The organism is Streptomyces sp. NPDC048604 (assembly GCF_043199435.1).
Classification (GTDB): Bacteria; Actinomycetota; Actinomycetes; order Streptomycetales; family Streptomycetaceae; genus Streptomyces.
Genome location: NZ_JBICVX010000025.1, coordinates 23701 through 39336 on the forward strand (window position 1 = coordinate 23701; position 15636 = coordinate 39336).

Below are 15636 nucleotides of genomic sequence, written 5' to 3' on the forward strand. Positions count from 1 at the left end.
GTGGCACGCCGGAGGCGGACTGGCCATGAGGTTCCCTGTCCGGGACAGGTCCGGGACAGGGAGTCGTGCGCGGGGCCCCGGCCCGACGGACCGGGGCCCCCTTGCGGCGTCAGGAGCAGTACTGCGCTTCCTTGCCGATGGAGCGGTACATGCAGTCCGAGTTCTCGAGCAGTTGGAGGACCGCGTCGCGGTTGCGGCTGGTCTCGCGCTCGATGACCTCGTCGGGCGGGTAGAAGCCGCCGTTCCAGGAGGACGCCGGGTACATCTCGAAGGTGTACCCGAAGATCTTCTGGCTGCCCCACAGCCAGTCGTCGATCGAGCCGTCGGTGATGTACAGGTCGCTGGACTGCTCGGGGGTGTAGCCGTTGCTGGCGGCCATCTTGCCGCCGACGGCGGCGAAGGCGTCGCGGTCGTCCTGGGTCATGCCCGGGGCGGTGTCCGCGTTGGTGTAGCCGAACGGCCAGAGCACCAGTTCGCTGTACGTGTGGAAGTCGATGCCGGCCTTGATCTGCTGCTTGCCGCCCACGATGCGGGAGCGGACGAAGTCGGCGACCACCTTGACCTCGGGGGCCGACTCGGGGGTCTTGCCGCGGTACGTCTCGGAGCTGAAGGAGCCCGAGGAGCCGCCGCAGCAGCCCCACTTGAAGTTCCAGTTGCGGTTCATGTCGGTGCCGACGTACGAGGAGCCGGAGTTGGGCTGTCGGTTCTTGCGCCAGCTGCGGTAGGAGCCGGAGGCGATGTCGTACTCGCCGCCGTCCGGGTTGAGGTCGGGCACGATCCAGATCTCGCGGCCGTTCACCACGTTGGTGATCCTGGAGTCCTTGCCGTAGCCCGCGCCGAGTTCGCGCAGCAGGTAGAGCGCCATCTCGACGGTGAGGTGCTCGCGGGCGTGCTGGTGGTGGGTGAAGAGGACCTCGGGCTCGGCCTCGTCCGTGGCCACGTTGTCGCTGATCTTGATCGCGACGAGGTCGTGGCCCTGGTAGGACTTGCCGATGACCTGCTTCTTCATGATGCCCGGGTAGGCGGCGAGGCGCTGGTCGATCTCGGCGTTCATCTCCGCGTAGTTGTGGTACTTCGCGTCCGCGGAGGGGAAGTCGAGCGGTTTGACGGCCTTGCCGGCGAGGGAGCGGTCGGGCGGGCCGGGCAGCGCCACCGGCTTGTGGCCGAGCGCGCGCAGTTTGCGCAGCTGGGCCTGGTTGGCGCTGACGACGACGGAGTGGTCGTCGGCCTCGTCGATGGAGACGCCGGTCGCGGTGAGCGCGCTGCGCTCGGCCGCGGTGGCCGGCCCGTGGATCTCGTACTGCCGGATGACCTCTTCGGCGGCGGCGGTCGGCTCCGCGTCGGCGCCGGCCTGGCCGGCGCCTGAGGAGAGGGGTGCGGCGAGGGTGAGCGCCACCAGGGCCGCGAGGGTGGCGGTCCTTCTGCCGCGGGTTCGAAGTCGCATGCTGTCTCCTGGGTGGGGAGTGTGGGGGTGTGCGACAAGCAGGCGGTGCGGGTGTCGGGCCATCCTCCGACCGTGACATGCTCCGGTCAAGACTGCCTTCGGACATCTTGCAGTACACACGGCAGCGCCGCCGGGGGAGCGGCGGCGCTGCGGTCCTTACGAGTGAAGTCCGGTCACGGCAGGTTGTGGACGTGCGGCCCGACCGCGTTGGACCAGGCGTTGCCGGCCGTCGCGTCCCAGTTCGTCGACCAGGTCATGGCGCCGCGGATCCCCGGGTACGTCTGGGACGGCTTGAAGCTGCCGCAGCCGGTGCCGCGGGCCAGGCAGTCCAGCGCGTTCTTCACGATCTGCGGGTCGACGTAGCCGCTGCCCGCGCCCCGCGTGGAGGCGGGCACGCCGAGGCCGACCTGGGAGGCGTCGAGGCCGCCCTGGAGCTGGATGCAGGCCAGCGCGGTCAGGAAGTCCACCGACCCCTGGCTGTACACCTTGCCGTCGCAGCCCAGCATCGAACCGCTGTTGTAGTACTGCATGTTGACCACGGTGAGGATGTCCTTCACCGCGAGCGCCGTCTTGAAGTACTCGGTGCCGGTGTTCTGCATGTCGATGGTCTGCGGGGCCATCGTCAGCACCATCGACGAGCCCGCCTTGGCGGACAGCTGCCGCAGCGCCTTCGTCAGGTACGTCGAGTTGATGCCGTGTTCGAGGTCGATGTCGATCCCGTTGAAGCCGTACTCCTGCATCAGCGCGTACGCGCTGTCGGCGAAGGCGGTCGCGGACGCGTCGCTGTTGATCGTGACGTTGCCCTTCTCGCCGCCCACCGAGACGATCACGGACTTGCCGGCGGCCTTCTTGGCCGCGACGTCGGCCTTGAAGTCGGCGACGGAGGCGTAGCCGACGGCCGGGTCGAGGTTGAAGGTGATCTGGCCGGGCGTGGCGGTGGAGTCGGCGAACGAGACGGCGATGATGTCGTACTGGGACTGGACGTCGCGCAGCTTCTGCACCGTCGCGCCGTTGTTGAAGTTCTGCCAGTAGCCGGTCAGCGCGTGCTTGGGCACGGCCGGGCCGGGGCCGGGGGTGCCCGTCCTGGCCGTACGGGCGGTGATCGCCGCCGACTTCGCGGACTCGCCCGCGGAGTTCGTCGCGGCGACCTGGAACTGGTAAGCGGTGTCGGCCGCGAGGCCGGTCACCGTCGCCGAGGCGGCGGAGACGGTCTGCGCGAGGGCGCCGTCCTTGTAGACCTTGTAGCCGGTCGCGCCGGAGACCGCGTTCCAGCTCAGCGGGATGGACGAGGAGGTCGCGGTTCCCGCGGCGAGACCGGCCGGGGTGGCCGGGACGACCGGGTCGGGGTCGGTGCCGCCGCCCCCGTCCGGCCCGAACACGCTCACGTCGTCGACGTGGTAGGCGGCGGTGCCGTACCAGCCGTGCGTGTACACCTGCACGGAGGTCGTGGACGCGCCGGTGGTGAAGGTGGTCGTCAGCTGCTTCCAGGACGGCGAGTCGGGCGTCCACGTGGAGACGTCGGTGGTCCCGGTGCCGGTCGCGCCGAGGTACGCGTACCCGCCCTGCACCCAGGCGCTCAGCGTGTACGTCGAGTTGGGCTTCACGGTCACGGTCTGCACGCACTTGGCGTTGTCCAGGCCGGCCGGGGTGGCCTTCAGGGCGCCGGCCCCGGTGCGGACCGGCGAGGAGACGACGGCGCCGGAGCCCGCGGAGCAGCTCCAGTTCGTCAGGCCGGACTCGAAGCCGGCGTTCTTGGCGACGTTCACGTCGGCCGCCTGTGCGGTGCCGGCGGTGCCGAACAGGGCCAGCCCTGACCCGACGGCGAGCGCGAGCGAGGCGCCGAGCAGGCGACGCCCTCGGGCGCGTGTGGTGCGGTCCACTTGCTGCCTCCAGTGGGGAGTTGGGGGTGTGGTGGCCACCGCGGGTGAAATCTGGTCCAGACCAATTGAGTTGTCAAGACCTCTGGCGCCCCGGGAACGCCGAAGGCCCCCGCGTCCGCGGGGGCCTTCCGGCGACGGCGAGCGGAGTCAGTCCTGCTCACGCAGCCGTTCCGCCGCGTACCCGGCGATGCAGCCGACGACCAGGACGGCGATCGACATCAGCACGCTCAGCACCCCGAGATTCCGCCACGGCAGCCCGGCGCTCAGCGCGAAGCCCACCAGCTGCGCGGCGACCGGCACCACGAAGGCCGCGCTCATGTGCTGGACGGTCGACTCCCGGTGCGGCTCCGCGTGGACGCGGGCCGAGACCCAGACGGCGAGCGCGATGCAGACCGCGTTCGGCAGGTGCACCAGCCACAGCACGTTGACGAACGACTCGAGGCGCTCGGGCGTGGCGAAGGTGCCGTAGAAGTAGGCGGTCTGGAGGTAGGAGGTCAGGAGCAGCACGACCAGACCGGCCGCCCAGGCCTTCAGCAGGGCGAATATCGGCCGTCCGGTGTCGGCCGGGGCCGGTGAGCCGTAATTGCGGTAGTACGACATGGGATATCCCTGGGATCCGAGTGGGGGGAACGGGGGCGTAGGGGGCAGGGGGACCCGGCCCGGCGGCGTGGGGTCCGCCGGGACGGTGGTACGGGTGGTGCGGCCTCAGGTGGTGCGCGGAGCTCGTCAGCCGGCGAGCTCGTGGAAGAGCAGGATCAGGAAGAGCAGGCACGCCAGTCCGCAGCCGGTCACCACGACGAGGCCCAGCCGCACCGGCGCCCAGTTGTCCCGGCCCGCGATGGTCGCGGTGCGCTCCGGGTCGGCCGGGTCGTACGCGACCGTGACCTGCGTGCCCTTGCTCATCGTCCAGCCGGCGAGATCCTTGAACTCCACCTCGCGCCCCTCGGGGGTGCGGAACACGAAGTAGTGGTCCTTGGCGTCGGAGTCCCGGTCCGGGTACTCGACCCTGCTGCACTCGCCGGTTGTACGGACGCCCCGGCGCAGCGTGCGCAGCACGGTGAGCAGCCGGCGCCCGTACGACGCCGCGAACACACCGAACAGCACGGCCATGAAGCCGAAGAACAGCAGGCTGCCGCCGGGGACGTCCATGTCAGTGGACCTCGATCGATTCGATGATCTTCGCCAGGTCGGCGTCCGTCAGCTTGCCCTGCTGGGCGTCGATGCGGATGGCGAAGGTCTTGTCCTTCGAGTCCAGGCCGGTGACGATCGTGCCGTTGATCTTGGCGCCCTTGACCGGCTGGCCCTTGTCCCCGTCGGAGACGAAGGCGAAGTCGATCCGCTGCGCGTCGTCGGTGCCGGCGACCTCGACCTTCTTCGTGCCCTCGATCTTCGAGCCGAGCTGGACGCCCGCCTCGGCGGCGATGGCCGCCTGCTCGGCGTCGTGGGCGGTGGTGAAGTTCAGCTGGACGGTGATGATGCCCACCGTCCGGTCGCCCTCGGTCAGGTCGGCCGCGGCGGCGTTGTACTTGCTCCGCTCCGCGTCGCTCTGCGGCTTGAACGCCGGCGGGTACGCGACGTCGACGCCCTTCGTCGTCAGCTCGGACCAGCCCTCGGGGACCGCCGCCGCCTTGCTCTGGTCGTCGCCTCCGCCGCAGCCGGTCAGGGCGAGGGCGACGACTGCGCCCAGCCCCAGGGCCGCCGCGCGCTGGAAGATCTTCATGACGGTACTCCTGCTCCCCTTGTCCGGATCAGTTCGCACAGTAGCTGTACGGGACATAGGACCGCGATCCACCCTGGGGGGCGCCCAGGAATTCGGCGTCGTTGAGCGTTTCTTCCTTGCGCTCCGTCGAGACCGAGAATCCGAGGCTGAGTCCGAGGTTCAGATCGAAACCGTATTCCGCGGCGTCGGTCTTTCCGGTGTACTTCGTCTTGCTCGACATTCCCTTGTCGAACATGAGCTGACCGAACGGGTCGTCGTTGCCCGGGCGCTTCGTCGGCGCGTTGTCGTTGAACATGTAGTCCCACGGCGTGCCGAGGTCGCTGTTCTCGGAAAGCCAGTCCTCGACGATCTTGCGGTCGGCGTTGCCCTCGTCGCCCTTGGGGATCACGATCGAATTCGTGATGACCTCGATGCCGGTCTCGGCGTCGGAACCCTTGATGCCGCCGCTGCCGCCCCGCTTGTCGTCGTCCTTCTTCCCGTTGTCGCCCTTGCCCTTGGCGCCGTCCTTGGTGCCGCCCTTTTCGACGGTGCGCGTCATGTCGACCCGGATGATCCTTCCGGTGTCCTTGTCCTTGGTGACCGTCATCGTGCCGGTCTGCGTCGTGGACGCGGAGTGCTCGCCGTTCAGCGGGCCCGCCTCGTATCCGACCTTCGTGCCGTACTCCAGGGACATGGAGTACGTGTAGGACTTCGTGCCCTTGTAGTTGTTGTCGGTCCAGGTGCCCTCGGGCGAGATCTTGACGTTGCCGCCGAGCGTCGCGCTCAGCTTCTTGTCGTCGCCGGCCGAGAGCTTCAGACCGCCGGAGGCCGAGCCCTCGGCGCCGAACTTGCCGTACGTGATGTTGCGGTTCTTGCCGAGGTCGCGCTCGATCCGCTCCCGGGTCTCCTCCTCCTCCTTGAGGGGGCCGGTGCCGAAGAGGTACAGGATGCTGTCGCCCATGCTGGCCTCGGCGCCGCCGGGCATCGTGCGGCGCATCTCGTACATCTGGAGCTTCTCGATGTCGTCGCGGAAGCGCTTGGCCTCGTCCTCGCTCTCGAACACCCAGGTGTCGCCGTTGGTGACCTTCACGCCGGCGCCGAGCTCCAGCGTGTCCGCGCCGAGCTTGCCGACCTTGAGGCCCGGCTTGAACTCCTTCTTGGCGGCGATCGAGGCGGCGTCCGTGAAGGTCATCATGACCATCTTGTCGTTCTCGTCGACCTTGCCGTCCTTGTTGAGGTCGGTCTTCGACTGGAAGTGCTGCTCCTGGAAGCCGTACTCCTTGCCGAACTCCCAGAACAGGAACTTGGCCTTGGAGCCGGCCTTGTCGCTGATGGCCGAGATCTGACAGAGCGGGGGCTCGTAGTCGGCGTCGGTCTTGGGGGCCGCGGCCGGGTTGCTGCTGCCGCAGGGGCCGCCGCTGAAGGACAGCAGACAGCGGAACTTGTCGGCGAGCTGGGAGTCGACGCCGGTGCCGAGCAGCGCGGCGACGACGGCGACGACGACGACGGTCGCGCCGACGTAGTCCAGGGCCCCGGCGCCGCGGTCGTCGTACGGGGAGCCGTCGGGGCGCAGTGAACGCCCCCATGTGTCACGCGGCATATGTGTCTCGCGCCACAATCTGGACCCGGCCGGTATTCGGCTCCTTCGTCGCATACCGCGCCCCCTCCGAACTCTGCCGCACGGCTGCGGCCTCCTCGAGATTTCTCCGAACGGAAGCCGACAGTACGGATCATGCGGTGGGGCGTGCGTAGGCCCTGGGACCCCATTGCGGGCCCACCTCGGGGACTGGGCCCGACCCAGCCGCGACGGGAATGTTGGTAGAACACTGAACTAGCGGACGTTTTGCCCGAATTGACCCGTAGGGGTCTTGTGATGGTTGCCCGCTCGGGACCTGATGGGTGTTCTCTGCGCCGTAGGAGGTGGATAAAGTGCTGATACCTGAGCGCGGGAGAGAATGAGTGAACTGCGGCCGCCGGACCTCCCGGCGACCGGAGGTGAACGGGGAATCAGCGTGCCGACCGCCATTGCCGTCACCAGTACGGAACTGGTGCTGCCACCACAAGATCATCAAACGCCGACCGCCGCGCTTCTGCAACACCCTGACGCGCAGCCGCTGGAGGCCGCACTGGCCGACATGCAGGTTCTGGTCGAGCAGCACGGCTATGTCGTCGCGGTGTACCCGGCGTCCATTCCGGCGGCACACGAGCGACGCCTGCACACCATCCGCGCGGTCCTCGAGACCGACCGCATCGCCCTGCTGAAACTCGACCTGCCGCCGCTGGGCGTCGCCGTGCTGGTACGTCAACTGCGCCAGCTGTCGATCTGCGACTTCAGCGCCGGCGTGGTGGCCTCGGCGGCCCGCCTGCTCTCGCACTACATCTACGCGGGCGCCCTGCTGAACTCGGTCACCCGCCTCGACCGCGTACCCGTCAGCCTCAAGTCCCACGCCAAGTCGTGGGTGCCGGGCTCGCAGTTCGCGGTCCTGGCCAACCCGTCGCCCCAGCTCGTCAAGGTCGGCGCCGGGGACCTGACCGGCCCCGAGTTCGGCACCCACCTCGCCGTCGCCAAGGGGCAGCTCCAGTCGGACTGGGTCACCAGTACGCTGGCTCCCGCCTGGCAGGTGCAGGGGGTGCAGGAGGTGACGCTGCCGGCGGATTCCGCACGCTGGTGGGGTACGTCGAAACTGGTGGAGTTCGCCGCCTTCCTGCCGAACATCTCGATCGTCTATCAACTGGTCTCCTCCGTCAGACGCGAGATCTGCACCTGGTGCGGCCTCGAACTCATCGGGGACCGGTGCGGGTTCTGCGCGGCTCCTCTGGGAACGGCGGAGAACCAAAACCACGCTCATGGTGTCCTGAACCCTTAGGGGGCATCGAGGAACGCCGAAGGTGTGTCCCGTGAGAGACGGCTCCAAGGTCCCAGGTGCGCCCCTGATGCGCGTGTTCCGCCCCCCACGTACTACGGATCGATCCGCTCGAAGCTCTGCTGCACAGCACCGCGCCCACTGCACAGAACCTGCATCGCAGCTCGTCCGCCTGCCCGTAACCGTCTCCCGATGAGGTTGTCCCGCCCATGAATTCACGCCAACGCCGCGGCGTCGTTCTCCTGCTCCTTTCCGTGCTGTGCGCCTTCGCCGCCTTCGCCGGTGTCCTGTCGGTGATCAGCGACGTGAATTCCAAGGTGGGGCCCGAAGTCACCGCGTACCGGCTGAAGACCGACATAGCCCCGTACACCAAGCTCGAGACGAATCAGTTCGAGAAGGTGAGCATGCCCAAGCGGTGGCTGTCGCCGAACGCGATCACCGACATCAGCGTGATCGACCAGAAGACCGCCGTGACGGCCCTGCGGCGCGGTTCCCTCCTCCAGGAGGACATGATCGTCAAGCGTCCCGCGCTGGAGAACAACCAGCAGGAGATCGCCATCATGATCGACGCGGCGACGGGTGTCGCGGGCAAGATCACGCCGGGCGCCCTGGTCAACATCTTCGCCACGTTCAACGACGAGGCGCTGGGCGACAAGAAGCCGGCCGAGTCCCGCATCATCGTCGCCAACGCCAAGGTCCTGGACGTCGGTCAGCTGACCGCCCTGGAGCCGAAGAAGGACGACCGCAACGCCGGTGCGTCCGAGGCGGTGCCGATCACCTTCGCGCTGAACACCCAGGACGCTCAGCGTGTCGCCTTCGCAGAGTCATTTGCTGTGAACCTTCGTCTCGCCCTCGTCGCAAAGGGCAGCCCCACCACTCTGAAGCCCGGCGACGACCGGTACACGCTGCAGGAAGACACGAGGTGACCTTCGGATGACCACACGCATCCTCCCCGCGGTCGGTGACACCGACGCCGCCCGATCCATCACCACCCTGCTGAGCCAGCTCCCCGACGCGGAGCCGGCCCAGCCGGTGGGTGACTCGACCTCGCTCATCGACCTGCTCTCGCAGCTGGCGAGCGAGTCGCTCGACGAGCTCCCCGAGGTCGTCCTGGTGCACGAACGGATCGGTCCGGTCCCCGCGCTGGAGCTGATTCGTGAGGTCGCCCTGCGGTTCCCGGCCGTCGGCGTCATCCTCGTCACCGCCGACGCCAGTCCCGGCCTGTACTCGGCGGCGATGGACTCCGGCGCCCGCGGCCTGGTCGGACTGCCGCTCTCGTACGAGGAACTGGCCCAGCGCGTCCAGGCGGCGGCCGCCTGGTCCACCGGCGTCCGCCGCCACCTGGGCCAGGGCGCCGACATGTTCAGCGGCCCCGGCGGCAAGGTCCTCACCGTCAGCGGCGCCAAGGGCGGCGTCGGCGCCACCCTGATCGCCGTTCAGGTGGCGCTGGCGGCGCAGGCGTCCGGCAAGAGCACGGTGCTGATGGACCTGGACCTGCAGGCCGGTGACGTCGCCTCGTACGTCGACGTCCAGCACCGCCGGTCGATCGTCGACCTGGCCGGCATCCAGGACATCACGCCCCGCGTCCTCCAGGACGTCGTCTACTCCGGCGACAAGGCGGGGAACGTCTCGCTGCTCCTGGCTCCCGCCGACGGCGAGCGGGCCGAAGAGGTCAACGACCGCTCCGTGCGCCAGGTCATCAGCGCCCTGCGCAACAAGTACGAGATCGTGGTCATCGACTGCGGCACCGTGCTGAACACCGCGAACGCCGCGGCGATCGAGATGGCCGACACCTCCCTGCTCGTGACGACCCCCGACGTGATCACGGTGCGGGCCGCCAAGCGCATGGTCGGCCTGTGGACCCGCCTCCAGATCCGCAAGGCCGAGGAGACGGTCACGGTCGTCAACCGCTACATCCGCAACACCGAGATCCAGCCGCCGCTCGTCCAGAAGATCACCGGGACGAAGGTGGCCGGCGTCGCGATCCCGTCCAACTTCAAGGAACTGCAGGCGTCCGTGGACGCCGGCCGGATGCAGGACCTGGAGGCCCGAGCCGTCGTCAAGCAGGCGATGTGGGCGCTGGCGGGCGAGCTCGAACTCGTGAAGCGCGAAGAGCAGCCGGAGAAGGCGGGCGGACGCGCCAAGGGCGGCGACCGCGGCTCCTTCGGCCTGCGCAAGCGCTCGTAAACCACTCGTCTTCAGACATTCAAGGGGGAACGTCGAGTCATGGGTTCACCAGAGATACAGAGGGGAGCACGGTTCCGGTCGAATGACCGGGGCCAGACCTCCATCGAGTTCGCGGGCACCTTCCCGCTGATGCTGCTCGTCCTGGTCGTCCTGTGGCAGTGCGCCCTCATCGGCTACACCTTCTCGCTGGCGGGCAACGCCGCGGACAAAGGCGTACGGGCGGGCACGGTGACCGATCGCATCTGGCTGCCCGGCGGCCGCGAGCAGGCGTGCGAGGACGCCGGCCGGGACGACCTGCCGGAGCAGTGGCGCGGGGCCGACATCGACTGCTGGCGCGACGGGGACCTCGTCAAGGCCGAGGTCGAACTGGAGATCCCGCTCCTCTTCCCCGGCGGCCCCAGGATCGGCATCGACGTCCGGGGCGACGCCGCGGCAGCGAGGGAGAACTGACGATGAAGCTCCGTGCACAGCGCCGAGACCGCGACCGCGGACAGGCCGGGATCGAGCTGGTCAGCTGGACCCCGCTGCTGCTCTTCGTCGGCCTCCTCGTGATCCAGCTCGGTCTCGGCGTCTTCGCCGCCCAGCAGGCCGGCACCGCCGCGCGGGCGGCCGCCCGCGCGCAGTCCGACCAGCGCAACGACGTCTGGTTCGAGCGGGCCGCCCGTGAGTCGCTCTCCGACTTCCTGGAGAAGGACAACGGCGCCCGGATCACCCGGAGCGGCTGGGGCGACGAGGTCACCGTGACCGTCCGGGTCAAGGTCCCGTCAGTCGTACCCGGCATCAGCTTCGGCGACGCGGAGAAGAGCGCCACGATGCCGAGGGACTGATGCCTCCGACGCCTCGTCGAGGTGAACCCCGTACGCACGACCGAGTAGACGACCAGCAGCATCCAGCAGCATCCAGGAGTTGACGACATGAGCTTGAGGGCACGCATCAACAGCCCTGAGCCGAACAGTGGCCAGAACGAGGGCGACCTCCTCGTCGGTGTCTACCGCGCCAAACTCCTCCAGGAGATCGACCTCGCGGAGATGTCGTCGCTCGCGGCGGCCGAGCGCCGGGCCCGCCTGGAGCGGGTCCTGGGCCACATCATCAGCCGCGAGGGCCCCGTCCTCTCCACCAACGAGCGCTCCCAGCTCATCCGGCGCGTCGTCGACGAGGCCCTGGGCCTCGGCATCCTGGAACCGCTGCTCGAGGACGCGTCCGTCTCCGAAATCATGGTCAACGGCCCCGACCAGGTCTTCGTCGAGCGCGGCGGCCGGCTCGAACTGCTCCCGATGCGCTTCTCGTCGTCCGAGCAGCTCATGCAGACCATCGAGCGCATCGTGTCGACCGTCAACCGCCGTGTGGACGAGGCGAACCCGATGGTCGACGCCCGTCTGCCCTCAGGCGAGCGTGTCAACGTCATCATCCCGCCGCTGTCGCTGACCGGCCCGATCCTCACCATCCGACGGTTCCCCCGGGCGTTCACGCTCGCGGAGATGATCGGCCTGGGCTCGCTGGACGAGCACATGATGGTGCTGCTCTCCGGTCTGGTGCGGGCCAAGTTCAACGTGATCGTGTCCGGCGCCACCGGTACCGGAAAGACCACCCTGCTCAACGCGCTCTCGGGACTGATCCCCGACGGCGAACGCATCGTGACGATCGAGGACTCCGCCGAGCTCCGGCTCCAGCAGACCCACGTCATCACCTTGGAGAGCCGGCCCGCGAACGTCGAGGGCAAGGGCCAGATCACCATTCGCGACCTGGTCAAGAACTCCCTGCGTATGCGACCCGACCGCATCATCGTCGGTGAGGTCCGTGGCGGTGAGACCCTTGACATGCTCCAGGCGATGTCGACCGGTCACGACGGCTCGCTCGCCACCGTCCACGCGAACAACGCCGAGGACGCGCTCATGCGACTCCAGACCCTGGCGTCCATGTCCGAGGTCGAGATCCCCTTCGTGGCGATCAAGGACCAGATCAACAGCGCCCTCGACGTCATCGTCCAGCTGACCCGTCACACCGACGGTTCCCGCCGCATCACCGAGATCGCCATCGTCGACTCGCACGGCCGCGAGGACTACCGGATCGTCTCGGTCTGCAAGTACCACGCCCAGCCCATGGCCGCCGACGGCCGGATCTACGGCCACTGGGAGTACTACCCGCTGCCGCGTCGCATCGCCGAGAAGCTGTACATGAGGAGCGAGCCCATTCCCGCCGCGTTCGGAGTCGCCCAGTCCGACGACCAGCTGAACATGCGCAAGTCGGCCTAGGCCGCCCGACGGCCCCGCCCCACGTCCCCCCATCCGCCGCTCACCCGAAGGTTCCCGCCCGACATGGACAAACTCCCGCTTCTGACGATCGGAGTCACGCTCGCCGCGTGCGTGCTCGTGGTGATAGGCGTGCACACCTTCTCGTCGGGCAAGGCCCACCAGGAGGAGCTCTACCGGCGGATGTCCCAGACGGGACAGTACGAGGGGGTGGGCCGACGCCGGCGGTTCGGCAAGGTCGACCGCCGACTGCGCGGCACGAAGCTCGGCAACCACATCGAGCGCAAGCTCGCCGCCACGGGTCTGGACATGACGCCCGGCGAGTACGCCGTGTACGTCGTGGCCGTGCTCGTGGTCCTGTACTTCATCGTCTCGTCGATCTTCGCCCCGTTCTTCGGCCTGCTGGCCGCCGCGATCGGCCTGTGGGGCGGCAACGCCTTCCTCAACATGCAGATCAACAAGCGGACCGAGGCGTTCATCAACCAGCTCCCCGAGCTGACCCGGCTCCTCGCCAACGCGACCCAGGCCGGCCTCGCCCTGCGTACGGCCATCGCCATGGCGTGCGAGGAGATGGACGACCCGGCGCGCTCCGAACTGCGGCGCGTGGCCGATCAGCTCGCCGTCGGCCACTCCCTTGAGGACGCGCTCAACGAACTGAGCGAGCGTCTGCCGTCCCGCGAACTCACCGTTCTCATGACGACCCTGATCCTCTCCAGCCGCGCGGGTGGCACCATCGTCACCTCGCTGCGCAACCTCACCGACACGCTGGAGGAGCGCAAGGAGACCCGACGCGAGGTCAACACGCTGCTCTCGCAGGTGAAGATGACCGCCGTCATGGTGCCGCTCCTCGGCATGGGCTTCCTGCTCATCATCGACAGCATGCGCGACGGCGCACTCGACGACATGACCGCGGCCACCACCGGAAAGATCGCGGTGATCGTCGCAGCCGGCCTCTACGCCACCGGCTTCTTCCTGATCACCCGACTCACCAAGATCCGTACCTGAAGGGCGAGGACGCTGTCATGGATCTGATTCTCTCCCTTGTCATAGGCCTCGCCGTCTGGGGCGCGTTCCACGGCGTACGCATGTACCGCGCGGACGCCAAGCTCCCCGGCGACCTGGTGTCGGCCCTGGAGTCCGGCTCCTCGCGCACCTCGGCCAGCGGTTCGATCATCGACAAGCTCGGTGAGCGGCACGTCGGGCGTGTGCACAAGATCATGGGCCCGAAGCGCGTCGACGCGATGCGCAAGAAGCTCGACCTCGCCGGCAACCCCAACGGCATGACCGTCAACCGCTACGCGGCACGGAAGGCCGGCTACACCCTCCTGGGCGGCGCCGCGGCCTTCGCCACGCTGATCAACGGCCAGGTCTTCCTCGCGGCCATCTTCGGGATCTACGGCCTCTTCTGGGTCGACTTCCTGCTCCGCATCGCCCTGCAGAAGCGCCGGGACGACATCGAGCGCACGCTCCCCGACTTCCTCGACGTCCTCGCGGTCGTCGTCTCCGCCGGCCTCGGCTTCCGCCAGGCGCTGGAGCGCGTCTCCGAGAAGTACGAGGGCCCCTGGGCCGACGAGCTCAAGATCACCCTGCGCCAGATGGACATGGGCATGGGCCGCCGCCAGGCGTTCGAGGAACTGCGCCGGCGCAACGACTCCGAGCAGGTGTCGATGTTCGTCTCCGCGCTCCAGCAGGGCGAGGAGCTCGGCGCCCCGATCGTCGACACGCTGATCCAGATCGCCAACGACATGCGCCGCACGGACGCCCAGCTGGCGCGCCAGAAGGCCTCGAAGGCCGTACCGAAGGCGACGCTGCTGATCACCAGCTTCATGCTCCCGGCCACGATGATCCTCATCGGCGTGGGCTTCTACTACGCCTCCGAGGTCGACTTCGGCTCCATGTTCGGCTGATCCACCAGCGACACGACACGACACGACACGAGAACGAGAGAAGGGGAGAGAAGGGGGTGACGACCGCATGACGAATCAGCCCGGCGGTATCAGCGGCGGACTGCCGCATCCGGCGATGGAGCCGGCACCTGCACCTGGCATTCCGATCCAGATCAACGCACTTCAGGCCCTGTGCAGACAGCTCTTCGGCTTCCGGCTCGCCATGACGGCGCTCGCCACCCCGTTCGCCCTCGCCAAGGCCGAACACGGTCTGGCCGGCTGGCTCATAGGAGCGGCCGTCCTGGTCACGGTCATGGGCTCGTACGCCCTGCTGCGGGACTGGGAACGCTTCGGCCCGTTCCTCCTGAAGCACCCGTGGCTGCTCGCGGTGGACATGATCTTCGGCGCGCTGCTGCTGTTCGCGGCGTCGCCGAACTCCACGCTCGCGTACGTCACCATCTGTACGCCGCTCCTCGCCGGCCTGGTCTACAGCTGGCGGGGCGGCGCGGTGTTCGCGGTCTGCCAGGTCGCGCTGCTCGCCGCCGCCTACGGCGTCAGCCCGGCCGAGGCCGACATCTCCGCGCTGCTGCTCGTCGGCCTGTGTCTGATGGCCGGCGCCGTCGGCAGCACCCTGCGCGGGCTGCTGCTCCGCTTCGGCGCCGCGTCCACCGCACTGACCGAGACCCGCGCCCGACTGGCCGTCAACGAGGCGGTCGAGGGGGAGCGGGCCCGGCTCGCCCGCGAGATGCACGACTCCGTCGCGAAGACCCTGCACGGTCTGGCGCTCGCGGCGGACGGCCTGGCCAGCACGGTCGAGCGGATGGACCCGCTCACCGTGAAGCACCAGGCCGAACTGGTCGCCCGTTCGGCCCGGCGGGCAGCGGCGGAGTCCCGGGAACTCCTCTCGGACCTGCGCCGCGAATCGGGCCTCGACGGAGGCGTCGACGTCCTCACGGAACTGGAGGCGCGGACCGCCGACTTCTCGCGCCGCCACAGCTTCCGGGCGACGTTCCGCCGCCTCGGCGCGATCCCCGTCCCGCCGATGCCGCAGGTCATCGCCCGCCATGCGCTGACCATCGCGGGCGAGGCCATGGAGAACGCGCACCGGCACGCCCGTCCCACGCACGTGGAGGTCTCCGCCGGCATCGTCGGCGACGTCCTGCGGATCAGCGTCTACGACGACGGCACCGGCCTGCCGGCCGGCACCACGCTCGACGACCTCAGACGAGCCGGGCACTTCGGCCTCGTCGGCATGGTCGAGCGGGCCGCGTCCATCGGCGCGCGCATCCGCATCGGCAAGGGCCGGGCCGCGCAAGGCACCGAAGTGCGACTGGAACTGTCCATCTCCGCGCTGGGCCCGGAGTGGGCCCGACTGCTCCCCCCACAGCACGTTGTCACTCCTTCCCTGACGTCCCCCACCTTCTGAG

15 protein-coding genes are annotated in these 15636 nt (G+C 68.7%); 9 read left to right on the top strand and 6 right to left on the bottom strand.

The features are described from left to right. Positions 1 to 109 precede the first annotated feature (109 nt). From ACGFMM_RS34050 to ACGFMM_RS34075, 6 genes are all read right to left on the bottom strand, one after another. A complete protein-coding gene (locus ACGFMM_RS34050; protein WP_393650376.1) occupies positions 110 to 1444 on the bottom strand; it encodes a M14 family metallopeptidase in 1335 nt (444 codons plus the stop codon). Between the two features lie 173 nt (positions 1445 to 1617). After that, positions 1618 to 3324: a chitinase gene (locus ACGFMM_RS34055; protein WP_393650377.1), complete on the bottom strand. Its 1707-nt coding sequence runs from the start codon at positions 3322 to 3324 to the stop codon at positions 1618 to 1620. 147 nt (positions 3325 to 3471) lie between these two features. After that, the gene (locus ACGFMM_RS34060; RefSeq protein WP_393650378.1) at positions 3472 to 3924 is read right to left on the bottom strand and encodes a hypothetical protein; all 453 of its coding nucleotides are present in this window, start codon (positions 3922 to 3924) and stop codon (positions 3472 to 3474) included. A gap of 126 nt (positions 3925 to 4050) precedes the next feature. Further along, positions 4051 to 4473 (bottom strand): DUF3592 domain-containing protein, encoded by a 423-nt coding sequence (locus ACGFMM_RS34065; protein WP_393650379.1) that lies wholly within the window; start codon positions 4471 to 4473, stop codon positions 4051 to 4053. 1 nt (position 4474) lies between these two features. Continuing rightward, positions 4475 to 5044, bottom strand: coding sequence for a hypothetical protein (locus ACGFMM_RS34070; RefSeq protein WP_393650380.1), 570 nt, complete (start codon positions 5042 to 5044; stop codon positions 4475 to 4477). Between the two features lie 28 nt (positions 5045 to 5072). Then, positions 5073 to 6623: a hypothetical protein gene (locus ACGFMM_RS34075; RefSeq protein WP_393650381.1), complete on the bottom strand. Its 1551-nt coding sequence runs from the start codon at positions 6621 to 6623 to the stop codon at positions 5073 to 5075. Positions 6624 to 7035: 412 nt separating this feature from the next. Between ACGFMM_RS34075 and ACGFMM_RS34080 the strand changes: the two genes are divergently transcribed. From ACGFMM_RS34080 to ACGFMM_RS34120, 9 genes are all read left to right on the top strand, one after another. After that, positions 7036 to 7890: a hypothetical protein gene (locus tag ACGFMM_RS34080; RefSeq protein WP_393650382.1), complete on the top strand. Its 855-nt coding sequence runs from the start codon at positions 7036 to 7038 to the stop codon at positions 7888 to 7890. Positions 7891 to 8096: 206 nt separating this feature from the next. After that, the gene (gene cpaB / locus ACGFMM_RS34085) at positions 8097 to 8813 is read left to right on the top strand and encodes a Flp pilus assembly protein CpaB (RefSeq protein ID WP_393650383.1); all 717 of its coding nucleotides are present in this window, start codon (positions 8097 to 8099) and stop codon (positions 8811 to 8813) included. A 7-nt stretch (positions 8814 to 8820) separates the two neighbouring features. Further along, entirely contained in the window at positions 8821 to 10074 is a 1254-nt protein-coding gene (locus ACGFMM_RS34090) for a CpaE family protein (protein ID WP_393650384.1), read from the top strand. A 39-nt stretch (positions 10075 to 10113) separates the two neighbouring features. Next, complete coding sequence (locus ACGFMM_RS34095) at positions 10114 to 10524, top strand: TadE/TadG family type IV pilus assembly protein (RefSeq protein ID WP_393650385.1); 411 nt, start codon at positions 10114 to 10116, stop codon at positions 10522 to 10524. Between the two features lie 2 nt (positions 10525 to 10526). Further along, complete coding sequence (locus ACGFMM_RS34100; RefSeq protein WP_393650386.1) at positions 10527 to 10901, top strand: TadE/TadG family type IV pilus assembly protein; 375 nt, start codon at positions 10527 to 10529, stop codon at positions 10899 to 10901. A gap of 87 nt (positions 10902 to 10988) precedes the next feature. Then, positions 10989 to 12326, top strand: coding sequence for a CpaF family protein (locus ACGFMM_RS34105; RefSeq protein WP_393650387.1), 1338 nt, complete (start codon positions 10989 to 10991; stop codon positions 12324 to 12326). Between the two features lie 63 nt (positions 12327 to 12389). Continuing rightward, positions 12390 to 13328 (top strand): type II secretion system F family protein, encoded by a 939-nt coding sequence (locus tag ACGFMM_RS34110; RefSeq protein WP_393650388.1) that lies wholly within the window; start codon positions 12390 to 12392, stop codon positions 13326 to 13328. Positions 13329 to 13345: 17 nt separating this feature from the next. Then, positions 13346 to 14230 (top strand): DUF5936 domain-containing protein, encoded by an 885-nt coding sequence (locus tag ACGFMM_RS34115; protein WP_393650389.1) that lies wholly within the window; start codon positions 13346 to 13348, stop codon positions 14228 to 14230. A gap of 67 nt (positions 14231 to 14297) precedes the next feature. Continuing rightward, positions 14298 to 15635, top strand: a complete 1338-nt coding sequence (locus ACGFMM_RS34120; RefSeq protein WP_393650390.1) for a sensor histidine kinase — start codon at positions 14298 to 14300, stop codon at positions 15633 to 15635. Position 15636: the final 1 nt, after the last annotated feature.